Source organism: Octadecabacter sp. B2R22 (genome assembly GCF_018861045.1).
GTDB lineage: Bacteria > Pseudomonadota > Alphaproteobacteria > Rhodobacterales > Rhodobacteraceae > Octadecabacter.
In genome coordinates this window covers 203,604-223,567 of sequence record NZ_JAHKQJ010000010.1, presented here as the reverse complement: position 1 = coordinate 223,567, position 19,964 = coordinate 203,604, and the positions used below count along the sequence as shown (strand labels likewise).

Annotated in this window: 17 protein-coding genes; 11 read left to right on the top strand and 6 right to left on the bottom strand. The window is 56.8% G+C overall.

Annotated features, from left to right (window positions below; all coding sequences use genetic code 11):
• The first annotated feature begins 281 nt into the window (after positions 1-281).
• The 6 genes from KO486_RS14045 to KO486_RS14020 all read left to right on the top strand — a co-directional run bounded on the left by KO486_RS14045 (position 282) and on the right by KO486_RS14020 (position 7,954).
• Complete coding sequence (locus KO486_RS14045) at positions 282-1,292, top strand: serine hydrolase domain-containing protein (RefSeq protein ID WP_216037906.1); 1,011 nt, start codon at positions 282-284, stop codon at positions 1,290-1,292.
• Positions 1,293-1,372: 80 nt separating this feature from the next.
• Positions 1,373-2,608, top strand: coding sequence for a helix-turn-helix domain-containing protein (locus KO486_RS14040; protein ID WP_216037905.1), 1,236 nt, complete (start codon positions 1,373-1,375; stop codon positions 2,606-2,608).
• A 926-nt stretch (positions 2,609-3,534) separates the two neighbouring features.
• Entirely contained in the window at positions 3,535-4,461 is a 927-nt protein-coding gene (gene rlmF, locus KO486_RS14035) for a 23S rRNA (adenine(1618)-N(6))-methyltransferase RlmF (RefSeq protein WP_216037904.1), read from the top strand.
• A 491-nt stretch (positions 4,462-4,952) separates the two neighbouring features.
• On the top strand, positions 4,953-5,366 hold the full coding sequence (locus KO486_RS14030; protein WP_216037903.1) for a CopD family protein: 414 nt from the start codon (positions 4,953-4,955) through the stop codon (positions 5,364-5,366).
• 62 nt (positions 5,367-5,428) lie between these two features.
• Positions 5,429-5,962: an RNA polymerase sigma factor gene (locus KO486_RS14025; protein ID WP_216037902.1), complete on the top strand. Its 534-nt coding sequence runs from the start codon at positions 5,429-5,431 to the stop codon at positions 5,960-5,962.
• Complete coding sequence (locus tag KO486_RS14020) at positions 5,963-7,954, top strand: VWA domain-containing protein (protein ID WP_216037901.1); 1,992 nt, start codon at positions 5,963-5,965, stop codon at positions 7,952-7,954.
• A gap of 63 nt (positions 7,955-8,017) precedes the next feature.
• Here the strand turns inward: KO486_RS14020 and KO486_RS14015 are convergent, their stop codons facing one another.
• From KO486_RS14015 to KO486_RS14000, 4 genes are all read right to left on the bottom strand, one after another.
• Entirely contained in the window at positions 8,018-8,719 is a 702-nt protein-coding gene (locus tag KO486_RS14015) for a YafY family protein (protein WP_216037900.1), read from the bottom strand.
• A gap of 3 nt (positions 8,720-8,722) precedes the next feature.
• On the bottom strand, positions 8,723-9,097 hold the full coding sequence (locus KO486_RS14010) for a VOC family protein (RefSeq protein ID WP_216037899.1): 375 nt from the start codon (positions 9,095-9,097) through the stop codon (positions 8,723-8,725).
• Positions 9,098-9,168: 71 nt separating this feature from the next.
• A complete protein-coding gene (locus KO486_RS14005; protein WP_216037898.1) occupies positions 9,169-9,924 on the bottom strand; it encodes a TIM barrel protein in 756 nt (251 codons plus the stop codon).
• Positions 9,924-10,517: a DUF1285 domain-containing protein gene (locus KO486_RS14000; protein WP_216037897.1), complete on the bottom strand. Its 594-nt coding sequence runs from the start codon at positions 10,515-10,517 to the stop codon at positions 9,924-9,926. The genes KO486_RS14005 and KO486_RS14000 overlap by 1 nt, the downstream gene beginning before the upstream one ends.
• A 66-nt stretch (positions 10,518-10,583) precedes the next feature.
• Here KO486_RS14000 and KO486_RS13995 point away from each other — a divergent pair, with 66 nt between their 5' ends.
• Genes KO486_RS13995 through KO486_RS13980 form a run of 4 tightly spaced genes read left to right on the top strand, consistent with a single transcriptional unit; the run spans position 10,584 to position 17,341 of the window.
• Positions 10,584-11,603, top strand: coding sequence for a MoxR family ATPase (locus KO486_RS13995; RefSeq protein WP_216037896.1), 1,020 nt, complete (start codon positions 10,584-10,586; stop codon positions 11,601-11,603).
• On the top strand, positions 11,600-12,475 hold the full coding sequence (locus KO486_RS13990) for a DUF58 domain-containing protein (protein ID WP_216037895.1): 876 nt from the start codon (positions 11,600-11,602) through the stop codon (positions 12,473-12,475). Before KO486_RS13995 ends, KO486_RS13990 begins: the two co-directional genes overlap by 4 nt.
• Positions 12,476-12,512: 37 nt before the next feature.
• Positions 12,513-15,272 (top strand): DUF4159 domain-containing protein, encoded by a 2,760-nt coding sequence (locus KO486_RS13985; RefSeq protein WP_216037894.1) that lies wholly within the window; start codon positions 12,513-12,515, stop codon positions 15,270-15,272.
• The gene (locus tag KO486_RS13980) at positions 15,269-17,341 is read left to right on the top strand and encodes a hypothetical protein (RefSeq protein ID WP_216037893.1); all 2,073 of its coding nucleotides are present in this window, start codon (positions 15,269-15,271) and stop codon (positions 17,339-17,341) included. Before KO486_RS13985 ends, KO486_RS13980 begins: the two co-directional genes overlap by 4 nt.
• Here the strand turns inward: KO486_RS13980 and KO486_RS13975 are convergent.
• Both KO486_RS13975 and KO486_RS13970 read right to left on the bottom strand, forming a co-directional pair.
• Complete coding sequence (locus KO486_RS13975; RefSeq protein WP_216037892.1) at positions 17,338-17,670, bottom strand: hypothetical protein; 333 nt, start codon at positions 17,668-17,670, stop codon at positions 17,338-17,340. The genes KO486_RS13980 and KO486_RS13975 overlap by 4 nt on opposite strands.
• Positions 17,671-17,706: 36 nt before the next feature.
• Positions 17,707-18,417, bottom strand: coding sequence for a DUF599 domain-containing protein (locus KO486_RS13970; RefSeq protein WP_216037891.1), 711 nt, complete (start codon positions 18,415-18,417; stop codon positions 17,707-17,709).
• A gap of 81 nt (positions 18,418-18,498) precedes the next feature.
• Between KO486_RS13970 and KO486_RS13965 the strand changes: the two genes are divergently transcribed.
• Complete coding sequence (locus KO486_RS13965; RefSeq protein WP_216037890.1) at positions 18,499-19,938, top strand: FAD-linked oxidase C-terminal domain-containing protein; 1,440 nt, start codon at positions 18,499-18,501, stop codon at positions 19,936-19,938.
• Positions 19,939-19,964 lie beyond the last annotated feature (26 nt).

The window sequence follows — 19,964 nt, the reverse complement described above, 5'->3', positions numbered from 1 at the left end:
AGAGTACTGGTTTTGCTTCAAGAACCGTGCACTAAGGGCGGAAACCGGACTTTCGCTGAACCTGCACGCATTAATCTGCAGATCGTTGGATGGGGTCATTCTAGCCCAGGAAGGCCTACCATCCCAGCAAGGCCAGCCATTAAGGTCAGCTTTGTTTCGATATCGACCTTTCCTTTTTGTCCAAACCTATAGGCAAAGGCGACGTTGTGGAGGTTCAGGTTCAATGCTCTGCCGGCGGGCTAAGATTCCTTGCCGCGAACAGAGGTTGAAAGGCCAAATCTATGAACCGACGAACATTCAATGCAATGAGCTTGGCTGCGATTTTTTCGCAGCTACCACACCTGACTTTGGCACAACATGCTGCCCGAAACGTCACCGGCTATCAATTTGCAAGTATCAACAATGGTCTACTGACGGCCAACCATGATGGCATGGCACGCCAAGATGTTGCGGTCGATGATGACACGCTCTTTCAGGTGGCTTCGTGCTCCAAAACTGTTACGGCGCTCGCTGTTTTGACGTTGGTCCGTGACGGCCACATTGACCTCGATACCCCAGTAAACCGATATCTGACCCGTTGGCAGTTGCCCGGCCCGCGCGGGGCGACGGTAACAATTTCAGAGCTTTTGTCTCATACCGCTGGAACAACAGTTCATGGGTTTGAGGGTTACGGCCCCAACGATGACCTTCCTGACATACTTGACGTCCTGAATGGGAGTGGGCGCGCAAATTCTGGGGCAATTCGGGCGCGCCACAGGCTATTTTGCCAGTTTAGATATAGTGGGGGGGGCACAATGGTTTTGCAGGCCTTGATAGAAGACAAAGCCGGTGAGACTTTTGCGGAGTATGTGTCCAAGAACGTGCTGGGCCCCGTTGGCGCATCCAAAGCGACGTTTGCGATCACGCCAACCAATGCCTTCGCGCTTGGATCTTTCGAGAATGGACAACCCGTCGAAGGAGGTTTCATGCGTCATCCGGAGAGCGCGGCCGCTGGGCTTTGGGCGACGGCTTCTGACTTGGCGAGAATATTTCAAGCAATCCTCAGTTCCCTAAACCGCACACGTCATGCCATTTTGCCAGCGGGACTGGCCGAACGTATGATCACGCCCGTTAAACAGCAGGCAGGCTTAGGTGTTTTCGTCTCACCAGGGCGGATGATTTGGCACGAAGGACGCAACTATGGGTACGACTCAATTGTGGCAGCAGAGCTTTCCACAGGACAGGTTCGGGCAGCCATTACCAATAGAAACGGCGCAATAGACAGCTATGCACATCGGCTTCTTTCACAATAACATGGCAGGGCCGTAATGGCCCATGTCTTGGTATGGCTAGGCCAGTTTGCCGCATAAAGAAATTAGGATGATCTTTCGCCATGGACAGCATCATAATTGAAATGACAAGCATCGGAACATTTGCAATCGCGGTGTTCGGGGCCATTTTCTGCCTTATGCAAACACGGTTTCCCCAACTCCGTAGAAGCTTTGCAACTCTCCTCGCGGCTATCGCTGTGAACAATCTACCAGAAGCATTTTCACAGCTGATCGAAATCTTGCCGCGGGGGTCTGCTTCGATCTTTAGTTTTGTCACTTGGCCGAGCTCGTTTTTGCTGACGCCGCTGTTCTGGATTTATGTGTCCGTTTTGACCTCGCAGAACCAGCAACTCCCACCCAAGCTAAAACGCCATTTCGTTTTGCCAGCCACAACAGCTGTCATCGCACTTTTGGTTTTGGCATTGCCAGTCGAAGTACGTGAAACATTGTATGCAGGAGGGGACGATATAAGAGGAGCATGGCCAATGACGCTCATGGGTCTTTTGGTCCTCTGCCAACTTGCCGTTTTCCCTCAGATCGCCCTTTACCTTTATCTGATCCTGCGCCGGTTGTTGAGATTTCGGCTACAGTTGCGGGACTTTTATGCAAGCACTGAACAATATGAACAGCGCTGGATTTACGTGATTGGAGGTCTGGGAATATTGTTTTGGCTGGCACAAGCTCTTCTCTTGTTTATTGCCGCGAACACAGGAGATGTGCGTGCCGCAATGGTTATCGCAAGCCTGGCCGGCTTTGCTCTTGTTGTGGCACTGACACTCTGGGGCTTGCGACAGAGCCCCCCGTTGGAGCCGGATGATGGTGACGACCCACCACCGAGCGAAGCGCAAATAACTGGTAAGTACGAAAAGTCTGCGCTCAACCCGGAAGCCTCCGAACGCCTGAGTCGCAAACTTCGCGCTGCGATGGAAGTGGAGCATTTGCATCGGGACCCAAATCTATCCCTTTGGGCTTTGGCTAAACACACGGGCGCGTCGTCGAATTACATCTCTCAAACGTTGAACGAGATGATCGGTGAGAGTTTTTTCGACTTCGTGAATGGCTACCGGATCGCCGAAGCAAAAAATTTGCTTTCGACCACCAATGAATCTGTTTTGAACATTACTTATGATGTCGGCTTTAACGCCCGGTCTTCTTTTTACAATGCTTTCAAGCGAGTGACTGGCCAGACGCCATCGAGTTACAGAAAAAAAATGTCTCAGCGTGTCGGATTGGACGACATAAGCGAACCGCTGGGCGACACCAGATCTATTGATACAGATCAGGAAAGAACAAACTGAACCACCACTTACGAACACACAACTGAAACCAAAACATTTGGCTTCGCGGCAGTCCTGCGGCGCCAAGGGTCTTGTCCATATCCAGTGCTGTTTAACCAGCACGGAACCAGAAGAAGAGAAAGAACATCAATGAAAAGATACATAATTCTTGCAGTGCTTGGCCTAAGCGCATGTGATTCACCCGCAGAAATATCAGCCAGCCAGCAGCTCGATGCCGCTTGTTTGGAGGGAAACATCGTGGCCTGCGCAGCGGTCCAACAGCGCGTTGACGCACGAAATCAAACTCTTGCTACAACAGCGGCCGGTTTTTGAGAGCTTCGCCCGCTTCACGTAACGTCTGGCTGTGCTTGCCCGAACACTAAGAGCCCGCCGGCGCAGATTCTGAGCGGTTATGCCGCTCAGAACTCTGTGGCAAGCTGTTCTCAGGCGCGCAGATGCATCAAATCCACACGTAGTCAGAACAACAGGCTTTTCCACCCGGCAATTGCTGTGGACTTTTGTCGATGTCCGCTAAGGGAAGCCGCACCGCGGTATAAACGCCACCTACCAGTGTCCGTTATGGGCCGTCACTGTTCGGGCTGGCAAGGTGTGCAATCACCGAGCCAGCCCTAACCGACACCTGAGCAGCATACACAGGAATGGCTATAGAGCGGCTAACATGCAGTGTGCGGGTCGTGCAACTGCGCATAGAGAGCCGCTTGCGGATGGAAAAACTTAAAACCAGTTAATGTCTGCTTTCGGGAAGCAGCAGCGCGACATGCGATGGCAGGTCAAAGTCCGGAAGGGGCCGTGTTTGACGGACGCACCCTGTTAGACGTCAGCTGAAGATGTGCCACGCTACCTATTTCACTATTTATCTATAAGAGCTTAGAAACGCCCAACCGTCTGGCGAGCGACGTCCACCCAACTGTATGGAAGGCGCCTTCATGGCCACCAAAACAAAGCTGCACCCCCGCAATCAGCACTCGGCAGGCTATGATTTTGTGCGCTTGGTGGCTGATACACCGGAACTTGACGCTTTTACGATTAGCAATCCAGTCGGTCAGGCAACAATTGATTTTCAGAATTCTCTGGCCGTCCGAATGCTTAACCGAGCGTTGTTGAGGACGCACTACGGCATCCGTTCTTGGGATATTCCCGAAGGTTACTTGTGCCCCCCAATTCCTGGCCGTGTCGACTACATCCATTATCTGGCGGACTTGCTGGCTGGCAGCAACAATCAAGAAATCCCACGTGGGCGCGACATCAAGGTGCTAGATATCGGTACAGGCGCGAGCTTGGTCTATCCCATTGTCGGCCAGAGCGAATATGGTTGGCACTTTACTGGAACTGATATCGACGCAGCCGCACTCAAATCTGCGGGCAAAATTTGTGAGTTCAACAACATGAACATCTCCCTCAGACGACAAGATCGGCCTGAGAATATCTTTCGCGGTGTGTTCCGGTCCGATGATGCTTTTCACGTCACCATGTGTAACCCGCCTTTTCATGCATCTAAGGAACAGGCGAACAAAGGCACTCAACGTAAGTGGTCGAACCTGGGCAAAGGACGGTCAAATATGCTGAACTTTGGCGGCCAAAATGCCGAGCTTTGGTGCCCTGGTGGGGAGATAAAGTTCATCGCAAATATGGTTAACCAGAGCGTAGAATTCGCCGATCAATGCCTTTGGTTTACCTCGTTGGTCTCGAAAAAAGATAACCTCCAGCCCCTCAAGCGGATCATAGGAAAAGCCAATGCCACCGATTTTAGGGTCGTCGAAATGGCACAGGGGCAGAAAACCAGTCGTTTTATTGCTTGGACTTACATGACGAGAAAGCAACGCTCATTGTTTACGAACGCCGCTCGGACATAACGGGACCCCGTCCCTGATCTGCCGTTCAAACAATGACTGCTTTGGAGGCGCTGCAAGCTGCACCTCGGGACACAATAGATGTCTCCTTTGGGCGGATACCGAACCTTCGCCGCAGTTACGAAATATAGGTTTACTGTCCGCACAGCGGACTTTGCTTCCAACACGCTGGTCCTCCGCAACACCACCGAACGCCCCATTCACGCTCCCGTAATCCACATGTTTTACCTTTACCCATGGTTAACCCGTGCGGATTATCACCCCGTGCGCCATGGCATTTGTGGCAGCCGGCTGGTCCCGAAACGGGGCCAGCAGGTCGCAGCGCATTGACCTTGGGGGCCTAAAACACCCCCTCGGCACCGCCCACACCGTAAATTGCAGCAAACACACCAGCAGCACTCCGCCCGTCAACCGCAGTGGTTGCCTCGGGCCGATGGCGCGGAATAAGACGTGGGCCACTTGCACGTGCCCCTTCCATCCGCCATTAAACGCCCATGGATTGGCTGAAAATCATACATATTCTCTGCGTCATGGGGTGGATGACCTCAATCTTCGCGGTCCCACGGGCGCTGATTTATTGGAAACGTGATTTCGCTAAGACGGGTGAATTCGGTCCCTTGGGGGATCTCACCTACCGCCTCTATCGCTTTTCGGCGGGCCTAATGGTCATCGCACTGATCACTGGCATCTGGCTTGGCGCCGCCGTCTGGTCCTTTGCGCCTTGGGTCTGGGTGAAACTCGGCCTCGTCGCGCTGCTGTTCATCCACTACATGATGACGGGCGGCATGGTCATACGTGCCAAAAAAGGCGAATTCCTTGAAAGCGACATGTACCTGCGTATCTTCAACGAAATCAGCGTCTTCGGCGTCATCGCCATCCTCTGGGTCGTCGTCACAAAACCCTTTTGAAACTTTTTTGAATTTCTTTCCAAGGATTGACCTTTAGCGCCCGTCATACCCTAGTGATGCGTATGACAGTAAGCGACGAAGACATGGCCTTGGCGGCCGCAAATGGGGACGAACAGGCCTTTGCCAGCCTGATCGCCCGTCAGTACGACCGCCTGTATCGTTTGTGTTTTCGCCTGACCGGCAGCCAGCACGAGGCCGAAGACCTCACGCAGGACATCTGCGCCGCGCTGCCTGCGAAGCTCGCCAGTTACAAACGCCAATCCAAAGTCACCACATGGCTGTACCGCGTGGCCGTAAACGCCGCCCATGATCGCCGCCGCAAACAGGCCACCCATGGACGTGCCGCTGATGGATGGGGCGATTGGGAACTCAACCGCCAAGCCGTTATAGAAGAAAACACCACCCGCGCCGATTGGCTCACCGAGGCCATGGGCCAACTCGCCCCCGATCTGCGCGACACGCTGGCCCTAATCCTTGATGACATGACCCACGCCGAGGCTGGCGAAATCTTGGGCGTCTCCGAGGGCACCATCAGCTGGCGCCTGTCAGAGGCCCGTAAACATCTTAAATCCCTTAAGGAAAAGGAGGGCGTATAAATGAGTGATGATTTTGATCTAGACGACCTCAAGTCCGCAATGAATGCCGCAACCCCTGCACCTGATACAGAGGCCAAGGCGCGAAATATCGCGCTGGCGGCAAAAAATTTCGCCGATCTCCAAGGATCGCGCGATGCGGCCCGTCATACCACCAGACCAACAAAATGGACTGGAGTAAAAGACATGCTGAACAAACTTACATCCCGCGGCGGGCTGACTGTCACCACCGCCATCGTTGCCTGCGGCGTCATGATCACCACGCCTCAAGGGCGCGATATCTTGAACCTCGACCCAACCACAAAAGTGGCAACGCCAGAAACGCTGGTTCAGCCGGAAGCCACCCCAATCGGGTCTGTTTCAGTTGCCACGGCACAGGCCGACGACATTGACGAAGAAGCCGACCTCAGAGCCCGCGTTGAACCAGCGCCTGCGATCGTCGCCGAAGCCGAGGGCGCTGTCCTCCTTGAACAAAGCGCAGAAAGCATCAGCATTTCACCCGCCGCGCCACTGGCACTTAGCCGTGAAATGGCTGTGGGCGACGCAATTGCCCGCGATATGGCCCCAGCGGGTTACGTCGGCACCATCGCTCCGCCGCCCGACGCCAACACCGAAACCTATGCCAACGACACACCCAACCCACTCAAGATCACCTCCGATGACCCTGTTTCCACATTCTCTATCGACGTGGACACCGCCGCCTATTCCGTCGTGCGCTCCTCACTGACCGCAGGCCAATTGCCGCCCGAACAGGCCGTCCGCATCGAAGAACTGATCAACTACTTCCCCTACGCCTATCCAACCCCCGAAGGCCCGCACCCGTTCCAACCCACGGTCAATGTTTTTGAAACCCCATGGAATGCGGACACCCAACTGGTCCACATCGGCATCCAAGGCGAAATGCCAGCCGTCGAGGACCGCCCGCCACTGAACCTCGTGTTCCTGATAGACACGTCCGGCAGCATGGAAAGTACGGACAAACTGCCGCTACTGCGCCAGTCGTTCCGCCTGATGCTGGATAACCTGCGCCCAGAAGACGCGATTTCCATCGTCACCTACGCGGGATCAACATCCATCGCACTGGAACCAACCGCAGCATCCGAACGCACAGAAATCCTCAAGGCTCTGAATGATCTGCGCGCTGGCGGATCAACCAACGGTCAAGGCGGGCTTGAGGCCGCCTATGCAATGGCAGAACAGATGACAGACGATGGCGATGTGTCTCGCGTGATCCTTGCAACGGATGGTGATTTCAACGTCGGCCTCTCCGACCCGCGGGGGCTGGAAGCCTACATCGAAGATAAACGCGACAGCGGCACTTACCTGTCCGTCCTCGGTTTCGGTCGTGGCAATCTGCAAGACGCAACCATGCAAAGCCTTGCGCAAAACGGCAACGGCACTGCGGCCTATATCGACACCTTGTCAGAGGCCCAAAAGGTGCTGGTCGATAACCTTACTGGCGCGTTGTTCCCCATCGCCAATGACGTGAAAATTCAGGTCGAATTCAATCCTGCAACCATCGCCGAATACCGCCTAATCGGCTATGAAACCCGCGCCCTTGCCCGCGAGGATTTCAACAACGACGCAGTAGATGCGGGTGAACTTGGCGCAGGCCATACGGTCACGGCGATCTATGAAGTCACACCCGTCGGCTCGCCCGCACAGCTGAGCGATCCGTTGCGCTATCAAGCGGCCGAAACCACGGCGACGTCTGACGAACTCGGCTTCTTGCGTCTGCGTTACAAAGCCCCGGGCGAAGACGTAAGCCAGTTAATCGAAACGCCGTTCTCCACGGTTGGCGCGCCCGACACCGAAGCCCTGTTCGCCGCTTCTATCGCAGGCTTTGGCCAGCTGTTGCGCGATGACACCTACCTTGGGGATTGGGGCTGGGATGACGCCATTGCGCTGGCAAACGCCAACCGGGGCACCGACCAATTCGGTTACCGAACCGAGGCGGTCCAGTTGATGCGCCTCGCGCAATCCCTGTCCAACTAACCGCTTCTTTGGTTCTTAAATATCCCCGCCGGAGGCTCCTACAAGGGCCTTCGGCACACAGCTCTATCGCGGATCTCCACGGGGGCCACCACGATCGGGCGAGGCATAAAAATCACGCAGGCTCTGGCCCTTTTCGATCTTGAACGGCCCCGCCTCTTCCATGTCCTTGATGCGATCAAGACGAAACATGCGAAAATCATCGCGCAGTTCGCACCATCCAACGACCGTCCAAACCTTACCCCAGAACCACAGGCCCAAAGGCCGAATGACACGCCGCGAAGACGCGCCATGTTGGTCGGCATAATCCAGATCCAACCTAATGCGCCCGTCCGCCGCTGTTTCAATCCGGTCAATACGTGCACGAATGTCGTCGGTCATGTTGTGCATCGTAAACGCATGAACCGGAACGCTGGCGGCCTTGGCCCGTGCATCATCGGGCAACACGGCCTCGATTTTGACCAGTGCTTCCTCGGCGGCAGCCGCCATTGATGCACCACCCCAAGCACGGATCATCCGCGCACCTGCCACAAGGGCCACAATTTCTTCTGAATTAAACATCAGCGGTGGCAGGTCATAGCCTGCCCGCATCACATAGCCGACGCCCGCTTCGCCCTCAATCGGCACGCCAGAGCCAATCAGATCCGCCACATCACGATACACAGTCCGCTTTGTGACCTCGAGCCGTTCAGCCAGCATTTGCGCCGTAAGCAGCCGACCACCCCGCAGATATTGTACGATCTGGAAAAGGCGGTCGGCGCGTCTCATGGTTTATTTCTTTCCGAGTTCAAAAAGCCCGATGGAATTGCCATCAAGATCAAGCGTGTACTGAAAACGACCCGCCGGAATATCGACGATTGGGCCCAGCACCTCGCCTCCCGCTTTGGTGACCCGCGCGGCGGTATCTTCGAGCTTACCAGTGACACTCAAATGAAGCGTCGCGCCTGTGCCTGTTGCAGGTGGCTTACCCGGATAAAGATGCCCGCCACCGCCGGTATCGCCCCCGTTCAGAACCGCGATCGGGTTTGGCCCCATGTCCGTCACCATCTGTGACGTCCAGCCGAACACTTCGTCATAGTACGCCATTGATTTCTCGAGGTCCGTCACTGGAATTTCGACCCATGCTGTCATTGGTTGGTATGTCATTTCTCATCTCCTGATTTGTTGATGAGCCCTCTCTGACATACCCCTGCTGACAGCATTATGTCAGCAGCATGTCAGCTGATCCAAGAAAGATTTTCCTCGGTCCGTCCGGCGGGGTTATATTCACCGCTCACCCAGCCCTTAAACTTTTGTTTATCAAGCATTTTAAAGAACGCGGCATAATCGAACTCACCCTGTGACGGTTCATGGCGATCCGGCACGCTGCCCACCTGAACATGGGCGACTCGGGCTTTTACCTTGTCCCATGTGCCCAAAACATCGCCCGTAATCCGCGCCGCGTGATAGGCATCGAACTGCAAATACAGGTTCGGCGCGTTCACCTCGTCCAAAACCTCCATCGCCAAATCGAAATCGTCCAAGAAATAACCGGGCAAGTCGTGACGGTTGATCGGCTCAATCGTCAGTTTTTGTTTCGGCGCAAATGCGGCCGCCCATTTCAAATTCTCGACAAAACAGGCCCGTGCGTCCGGCCCTTCAGCCGCCCCCGCCATGATATGAACAAACTCAGCGCCCAGCGCGCCAGCGTATCGAACCGTGCGGCGAAACGCGCCCTGAAACCGCGCTTGTTCTTCTGGCATGGCGGCAAATCCACGAGGGCCATTGGGGTCCGTGTAATTGGGGGGCGGGCAATTGATCAACGCCATAGGCATTTTCGCCCGAGCCAGCGCCGTTCCAAATTCTGCTGCGTTTTCGTCATAGGGAAACAGAACTTCCACCGCTTTGAATCCTGCCATGGCCGCTGCCATTGGACGCTCCAGCAATGGGTATTCAGTGAACAGCATCGATAAGTTGGCGCAAAACTTTGGCATCAGACATCGAGCTCCGCTGCTGGGATGATCGGGAAAAACACACCGCCAGAGCGCACCCCAAACCAATCGGCCCCGTCGTGCGGTGCCGTCTCTCCGATATCGACAAGCCTGTAGAACGACTTGCGATCAATCAGCGCCTCGAGGTTGCGGCGGATCAAAACGTAGGGCGATGGCTCGCCTGTTTCGGGGTTCCGTACCACGCGGATTGGGTGTTCTGGCCCTGCTGTCGCAAAATCCCCGACATTGGTTTCAAACCGCAGGTCCCCGTCGACGGTTTCAAAATCCACAGCCACAAAAGGCGCATCATCAACAGTGATTCCGACCTTTTCAACTGGCGTCACTAGAAAATAATCGTCCCCGTCACGGCGTATAACGCTCGAAAACAACCGCACAAGTTCTGGCCGCCCAATAGGTGTGCCCAAATAAAACCACGTCCCGTCCCGCGCGATCCGCATGTCCAAATCCCCACAAAACGGGGGATTCCACTTGTCTACGGGGGGCAAACCGCCCCCTTTGTTCGCGGCACGCGCAGATGATGCGAGACTTTCCGCCGAAACCTGAACCTTCTCATCACTTTGGTTTGTTTTTGCCATTGGGCTTATCCGCGTTATCTGTTCTTCTGTTAATTCAACTATATGCCCCTAAAGGACCGGATTGCCATGCCCAGCCCCGACCAGAGTAACGATCAACTTGTTAATGATATCGAAGCCCTTGGTGGCAAACTGGCAGAGGCGCGGTCGTCTATCGCCAAACGGTTTATCGGGCAGGACAAGGTTGTTGATCTCACACTCACGTCCCTTTTGTGTGGAGGGCACGCGCTGCTGATCGGTCTCCCTGGTTTGGGCAAGACGATGTTGGTGGATACGCTGTCCACCGTGATGGGCCTGAACGGCAACCGCATTCAGTTCACACCGGACCTGATGCCTGCCGATATTCTTGGCTCCGAAGTGCTCGAGACCGCCGCTGACGGCAGCCGCGATTTTCGCTTTATCGAGGGGCCTGTGTTTTGTCAGTTGCTGATGGCGGATGAAATCAACCGTGCCTCGCCACGGACCCAATCGGCGCTGCTGCAGGCGATGCAGGAAAAAGAAGTGACCATCGCAGGCGAACACCGCGCCCTTGGCGTGCCGTTCCACGTGCTCGCCACGCAAAACCCGCTGGAACAAGAAGGCACCTACCCGCTGCCCGAAGCCCAGCTAGACCGTTTCCTTGTGCAAATCGATGTGCCCTACCCGACCCGCGAAACCGAACGCGACATTCTGATCGCAACGACAGGGATCGACGAAGGTGCTGCATCTGCCGTCTTTACTGCCGATGAACTTGTGGCCGCGCAAACACTGCTGCGCCGCATGCCCGTCGGCGACGGTATCGTCGAGATGATCCTCGACCTCGTGCGCGCCTGTCGCCCTGATGATGAAACCGCACCCGACGTCGTGAAAAACAGCGTCAGCTGGGGCCCTGGCCCACGTGCGGCGCAGGCTTTGATGATGACCGTTCGCGCCAACGCCTTGCTTGATGGACGCCTCGTGCCGTCCATTGACGACGTGCGCGCCATGGCCGCGCCTGTGCTGTCCCACCGTATGGCGCTTTCCTTTGCCGCCCGTGCGCGCGGAGAGGTCCTCGCTGATGTGATCGACCAAGTCGCAACCCAAATCACAGCGACCGCCGCTGCCGCATGAGTGACGCGCCCCTCTCACTTCGGTCACGATCAGAAGATCTAGCCGCGCCCTTTCCGGCCTTATTGGCCGAGGCTGAACACCTTGCCGCAACGGTAATGGTAGGCGATCATGGTCGACGCCGAGCGGGTGCGGGTGATACATTCTGGCAATACCGCCCAGCGCAAAACCACGATGAAATGCGCGCGATTGATTGGCGTCGCTCAGCACGATCTGACAACCAGTTCGTACAAGACAAAGAATGGCAAATCGCCCAAAGCATCCTACTCTGGGTCGATCAATCCGCCTCAATGTCGTTCACATCCTTGAAAGATGGCACCACCAAAGCCCAGCGCGCGCGCACGCTTGCACTTGCCACAGCGATCCTTTTACTGCGCGGCGGTGAACGGGTTGGGCTGACTGGCAACCTGCTGCCCCCTCGACGGGGTGAAATGCAAATCTCACAAATGGCCGCCCTCTTGTCTGAGGATCACGCAGACGATTTCGGGACACCCATTGCGGACGGCATGGCCCCCCATTCCCGCGCTCTCTTCGTCTCAGATTTCTTGGGCGATCTGACAGGGATCGAAACCGCCATGGCCAAAGCCGCCGACCGCGACGTGCGCGGCGCATTGGTGCAAATCCTCGACCCCATAGAAGAAGCCTTCCCCTTTGACGGGCGCACAATTTTCGAATCCATGACCGGTGCTGTGGTTCATGAAACCCTGAAAGCCCGTGATTTGCGTGACCGCTACCTCGACCGCCTCGCAGAGCGCAAAGACCGCCTCGCAATTTTGGCACGCACCTCTGGCTGGCAGTTCCACACCCATCACACCGACGCCGCCGCTTCGTCAGCGCTGCTTTGGACCTATTCGGCACTGGAACGCCGCCCATGACCATCCTACTGCGTTTCGCCAAAACTGAGTACACAACATGCTAACACTCGGCCCAATCGCCTTTGCCACGCCGTGGCTGTTGCTCGGGCTGCTGATCCTGCCGATCTTATGGCTATTACTGCGCGCGGTGCCACCTGCGCCGATCCGCCGCCGCTTTCCCGGTGTCGCGCTTTTGTTGGGCTTGTCGGATGATGACAGTCAATCGGATCGCACCCCATGGTGGCTTTTGTTGCTGCGGCTTTTGGCCATCGCCGCGATCATCACTGCTTTCGCGGGCCCTGTGCTGAACCCGAAACAGGAAACAGCTGGCAACGGCCCGCTTTTGGTTATTATGGATGGCACATGGGCAGATGCCCGTGACTGGACCCGCCGCATCGACCGCGTCGACGCCGCCTTGGCCGAAGCCGCACGCGATGGACGCACTGCTGCCCTCGTCACACTCACCGACCTGCCGCCGGAACCGCCCGTGTTCCAAGATGCGCAGGCCGTGCAACAACGGCTCCCCAATGTTATGCCACGCCCTTTTGCACCCGACGCCGAAGCCCTCATCGTTTGGGCAGATAGTCTGACTGGCGCATTTGATACCTTCTGGTTGTCTGACGGTATTGCGCGGGACAGCCGCGACGATCTTCTGGCGTCACTTGAAACCCATGGCACCGTCACCGCCTTTGAATCTTCGCGCCCCGTGTTCGCGCTGCGCCCTGCTCAGTTCGTGGACGACGCCGTGAGCGTTACGGTCCTGCGGGCTGCAACTGGCAATGACACCGAAACCACCGTTACTGCGGTCGGCCTTGACCCTGCGGGTGTTGAACGTCGCCTTTCAACGGCCACCGCGGCCTTTGCTGCGACAGACCTCGAGGCGACGGCCACCTTTGATCTGCCCCCAGAACTGCGCAACCGCGTGACCCGTTTTGAAATACAAGGCATTCGATCTGCCGGAGTTATCACCCTCGCGGATGACGCCTTGAAACGCCGCGAAGTTGCGCTTTTGGCGGGGGCAAGCGAGCGCGAAGCGCTCGATCTGTTGTCGCCTTTGCACTACCTTGAACAGGCCTTGATCCCGACAGCTGATTTGATTGAAGGCAGCCTCGAAGACGTGTTGCTGGCCAATCCTGACGTTATCATCCTTGCCGATGTGGCTACGCTGACAGCGATCGAAGCCGACGCCATGTTGGACTGGGTCGATGCGGGCGGGTTGCTTGTGCGCTTTGCAGGTCCGCGCCTTGCGGCATCCGACATCAGCCGCACCGACGAAGACCCGCTGATGCCCGTGCGCTTGCGGGTTGGCGGGCGCTCCATTGGCGGCGCGATGTCTTGGGGCGAACCCAAAGAACTGGCCCCCTTTGCCGACAATAGCCCGTTTTTTGGCCTGCCGATCCCCGACGATGTGGCGGTGACCGCACAGGTCATGGCCCAGCCGGACCCGACACTTGCTGATCGCGTGATCGCGCAATTGGCCGATGGCACGCCTTTGGTCACCCGTAAATCCAGCGGCAACGGATCCATTGTTTTGTTCCACGTTACCGCGAATGCGGAATGGTCCACCTTGCCGTTGTCAGGGCTATTCGTGCAGATGCTTGAACGCTTGGCTATCTCGACCCGCCCTGCAACCCCCAGTGTTAAAGACCTCGCCGGCACTACGTGGCAACCCGAGGATGTGTTGGACGCCTTTGGGGAACTGTCGCGCGCCGATACATTACCCGGCGTTGCTGGCGAAGACTTGGCCGAGGCCGTTGCCTCTGCCGATCTATTGCCCGGCCTTTATGCTGGCGAAGATCGCCGTATTGCATTGAACGTAACCGGCCCCGAGGACGTCTTGGCCGCTGCCACATGGCCCGCTCGTATCGCAGTAGAAGGATTGAACGTCGTGCGCGAAACCTTGTTGAAAGGCTGGCTCTTGGCGGCGGCATTGGTGCTGCTGAGCATTGATATCATCGCGTCACTTGCGCTGTCAGGCCGCTTGCGCGGGCCGCGGGCGACATCTGCGGCAGTGGTTTTGATGGCGATGATGATCGCCCCCAATTGGGCCGATGCGCAGGATGATGAATTTGCGATCGCGTCTACGGCGGATGTAGTGCTGGCCTATGTGATTACAGGCGACACGCAGGTCGATGAGATGTCTGACGCTGGGCTTTATGGCTTGTCCAACATCCTGTTCCAGCGCACATCTATTGAACCTTCCTTTCCGGTCGGTATTGACCTTGAGACCGATGAGCTGGCGTTTTTCCCGTTTATTTACTGGCCCGTGACCGCAGACCAGCAACTGCCAACGCGTGAGGCCTACGCCCGCTTGAACCGCTATCTGCGCAGCGGTGGCATGATCTTGTTTGACACACGTGATGCAGACCTTGCGCGGTTTGGATCGGCCAGTCCAGAGGGACGCAAATTGCAGGCGATTGCCCGTGGTCTTGATATTCCTGCGCTTGAACCCATTCCCCAGGACCATGTTCTGACCCGCACGTTTTATCTGCTGCAAGATTTCCCCGGTCGCCATGCAAGCCGCGATATCTGGGTCGAAGCCGCCGCCGCAAACGCGCAAGCCGCCGAAGGCATGCCATTCCGCGACCTCAACGATGGTGTGACGCCGGTGGTGGCCGGCGGCAATGACTGGGCCTCGGCTTGGGCAACGGATCGGCAAGGCACGCCGCTGGTTCCAATCGGGCGTGGGTTGGCGGGCGAACGCCAACGCGAAATCGCCCTGCGTTTTGGTGTGAACCTGATCATGCATGTGCTGACGGGCAATTATAAATCGGATCAGGTGCATGTGCCTGCATTGCTGGATCGGTTGGGCCAATGATCGGTAATATCATCCTCGATCCGCTTGTTCCGCTGACAGTCCTTTACGCGCTGGCCGCTTTGGCCGCCATGGGTCTGGCGTTCGCCATATGGCGCCGCCTTGTAGGGTGGGGCCTGCGTGCGTTAGCGGCAATTGTGATCCTTGGCGCAATCGCCAATCCGTCGCTACAACAAGAAGACCGTGCAGAATTATCTGACATCGTGATCGCCGTGATCGACGAAAGCGCAAGCCAGCGTATCGGAGAACGTGAACAACAAACCGCCGAAGCCTTGGCGCAATTACAGGCCGACGTGTCACAACGCGCGAATACCGAACTGCGTGTCGTTCCATTAAGTGATGGTGACGGGGACGCGGGCACTGAATTGATGTCTGCCCTCTCCGAGGCCCTTGCAGAAGAACCGCGTGCGCGGATCGCGGGCATGGTGATGATCACGGATGGCCGCGCCCATGATATGCCTGCTGCCCCTGCTGCGCTGCCCGCGCCGCTGCATGTATTGCTGACAGGTCAGCCCGATGATTGGGACCGCCGCCTTGTGGTCCGCAACGCCCCAGCATTTGCGATTCTGGGTGAACCTGTATCGCTGACACTGCGGGTCGAAGATCAAGGCGCCGCGCCAGATACGCAACTTATTCAGCTGAGCATCGCGATTGATGGCGGTGCCCCGTTGACGTTCCAAGTGCCCGTGAATGAGGACATCGAACTGCCCATCGATCTGCCCCATGGCGGCATGAACGTCATGCAGTTTTCCACCCCCGTCGCCGAGGGTGAACTGACGGATCGCAACAACGAAGCGGTCATCCAGATCAACGGCGTGCGCGACCGTCTGCGCGTTCTTTTGGTGAGCGGCGAACCCCATGCGGGTGAACGCACGTGGCGCAACCTGCTCAAGTCCGACAGTTCCGTGGATTTGGTACATTTCACGATTTTGCGCCCACCAGAAAAGCAAGACGGCGTCCCTGTTAACGAACTCAGCCTGATTGCGTTTCCGACGCGGGAATTGTTCTTGGAAAAGATCGACGAGTTCGATTTGATCATTTTTGACCGCTACAAACGGCGTGGCATTTTGCCGTCCGCCTACATCGAAAGCATCCGTGACTACGTGACAAATGGCGGTGCGGTTTTGGTGTCAGCGGGGCCGGATTATGCCTCTGCGGATAGTATCTATCGCTCTCCGTTGGGGGATGTTTTGCCCGGCGGCCCGACAGCGCGGGTCTATGAAGAAGGCTTTACCCCCGCGATCACGGACCTTGGCCAGCGTCACCCTGTGACCGAAGGGCTTGAGACGTTTGCCACAGGCATGAACGAGGACGGCACACCCGCTTGGGGCCGTTGGTTCCGCCAAATCGAAGTCATACCAAGCCCTGACGCGGATGTGGTAATGTCTGGCATTGATGGGCAACCATTGTTGATGCTGGAACGGATCGAAGAAGGCCGTGTTGCGTTGATCGCGTCGGATCATTCATGGCTTTGGGATCGTGGGTTTGAGGGCGGCGGCCCGCAGCTGGAATTGCTGCGCCGCCTCGCTCACTGGATGATGAAAGAACCGGAGCTTGAGGAAGAAACCCTATGGGCCGAACCTAACGGGCTGACCATGCGCATCGTGCGACGCACGTTGAATGACGCCGCTGGTGAGGTGACGATCATCCATCCCGACGGCACCGAAACCATCGTAACCTTGGATGAAGTTTCACCAGGCCGCTATGAGCTGCTGTGGGAAGCCCCCGAAATCGGTCTGTACCGCCTGCGCGACAGCGAAACCGAAACCGTCATCGCGCTTGGCCCGTCTGCCCCGCGCGAGTTTGAACAAACGATCGCGACGGGCGATGTTCTGGCTGATGTGGTGGCGGGCACAAATGGCGGGATTATGACCCTGAGTGACGGGCAGCCATCGCTGCGTGACGTACGCGCGGGCCGCCCTGCCTTTGGGCGGGGTTGGATTGGCCTCACGCCACGGGATGCCTACCGCACAGCAGACGTCAGCGTGACGCCATTGCTGCCAGCTTGGCTCGCGTTGCTTCTGGCTGGGGTGTTGGTGATCGGGGCGTGGCTGCGCGAGGGTCGCCGCTAAGGTAGCATCATTTGGTGCCGCTCTTCTGCCCAACCGTCCAATGTGTCAGACGCGCGGATGAACACTTCGCTCACACCATCAGGAACAGCAATTGAACTGGACCGCGTAAAGGGTTGCTCATCCACATGCGGGTGCGCCAATGCGCGGGTTCCCAGCACTGTCCCGTCCGCCAATTCTACACGCCAACCGTCAGCGTAATGGTCCCAGCCCGTATCTGGGTGGGACAGCGTGACGTCAAACCGACCATTTGAATAGGTGACGTTTTCAACAACGGGCGCATCTGCAAAAGCAGGGGCAGCGAAAAGAATAAGAGCGAGAGCATGTTTCATATGGTTTGCATAACGCCCAACCCATCCGTTGCAAAATCACGTTTTCGGGTAGCCGCGTTCGTCCAGCAAAATTGCCCGCGGGATAGACGTGAATTCACGGCTCCAGACCAGCCATGCCACAAGGACAATCGCCACCAACAGCGGCCAAGGCCCAGCCATCCAAGCAACTGATCCAAGCGCGAAATACATAGACCGTAGGCCACGGTTGAAATTCATCGCGGCGCGAATGTTCAGTTCTGCGGCTTTGGCGGCCATGGGGCGTGTGCGCGGGTCATCAACATCGTTGGGGACTGCGGACATCATGACGCTGCAATACCCGAAGACACGATTGGACCACACGAATTTAAGAAAACCATTGCTGAGGAACAAAAGTACCAAGCCCAGTTTGATCTGCCAGATCACGGCGGGGCTTTGGGCCATTGTGATGCCTTCTGCGACACCGCGCAGCGGATCAACGTTGCCGATCAACGCCAAGACACCACCGACAGCCAGCAAACAAGTGGACGCAAAGAACGACGTGCCTTGGCGCAGGCTGTCCATGATCTGCGCGTCAAAGATACGCGGCTGGCGATCAATCATCACCCGCATCCATTCACGGCGGTATTCCGACATGAGGACCGTGACAGAAGGGCGGCTGACTGAGGGATGTTCGATCCACCAGCCAAGCCCAAGCCAGACCACAATCATCAGCGCGACAAACCCGCCGTCCAGCCATGTAAGGCTGGCAAAGTCAGTTACAAAATCCATATGTCGCACCCTAGTCGGAACCGGGGGGATAGACACGCGCCTAAATTGGTTATATTTATTTACCAATCGGAGGAGCCGCCCATGGAAATGCCACAGCCAAACCCAACAATTCTGTCCCGCAAGGCGCAGATTGTCGAAAGATTACAAAAGGTTCTCCCCAAAGATGCGGTGATTCATACGGATGCCCAAGTGCGCGCGTATGAGTGCGATGCCTTGACCGCCTATAAATGTCCGCCGCTTTGCGCAGTGTTGCCCGCCTCGACGGATGAGGTTTCAGCGGTCTTGAAGGCCTGTCACGAGATGGGTGTGCCTGTCGTGCCGCGTGGGTCTGGCACGTCCTTGGCTGGGGGTGCTTTGCCGACGGCGGATTGCGTGATCCTTGGCACCGCACGGCTGAATGCGGTGCTCGAGACCAATTATGAGGATCGTTATATCCGTGTCGGGTCTGGCCGCACCAACCTGAGCGTCACGGGTGCCGTGGAAGAGATGGATTTCTTTTATGCACCTGACCCGTCCAGCCAGTTAGCTTGTGCAATTGCCGGTAATATCGCGATGAACTCCGGCGGGGCGCACTGCCTGAAATACGGGGTAACGACGAACAACCTAATGGGCGTCAAAATGGTGCTGATGGATGGCACAGTGACTGAGATTGGTGGCACGCATCTGGATGCCGCTGGCCTTGATCTGTTGGGTTTAATTTGCGGAAGCGAAGGGCAGCTTGGCGTTGTAACGGAAGCCACATTGCGAATCCTGCGCAAGCCCGAAGGCGCGCGGCCCGTGTTGATGGCGTTTAACGACAACGAAGTTGCCGGCGCTTGTGTCGCCGATATCATCAAGGCAGGTGTCTTGCCTGTTGCGATCGAGTTCATGGATCGTTTGTGCATTGAGACCACCGACAATTACGCCAAGGCCGGTTATCCCGATTGCGAGGCGCTGTTGATCGTTGAGGTCGAAGGCGCCCCTGAGGAGATCGACGAACAGTTGGCGCTGATCCTTGATATTGCCCGCAAACATGACCCTGTTGAGCTGCGCGAGGCGAAGTCTGCAGAAGAAGCCGCCCGCATCTGGCTTGGCCGTAAGTCGGCGTTTGGTGCAGTTGGGCAGATCGCAGATTACATGTGTCTGGACGGCACGATCCCTGTGTCATCCCTACCAATGGTTCTGCGCCGTATTGGTGAGCTAAGCGAGGAATACGGGCTTCAGGTGGGCAATGTGTTTCACGCTGGCGACGGTAATATGCACCCGCTGATCCTGTATAATGCCAACAAAGAAGGCGATCTTGAGCTGTGTGAAGCGATGGGCGCGGAGATCTTGAAGCTTTGCGTGGATGCAGGTGGGTGTTTGACCGGCGAACACGGCGTGGGCATCGAAAAACGCGATCTGATGACACATCAGTTTGAACCGCAGGATTTAGAAATCCAGATGGCAGTGAAGGATGTGTTTGACCCCATGTGGCTGTTGAACCCCGCAAAAGTGTTCCCGCTCGAGTCGTCACAGACACGCCGGATTGCGGCGGAGTAAGGGGGCTCTGCCCCCGCTTCGCTCCC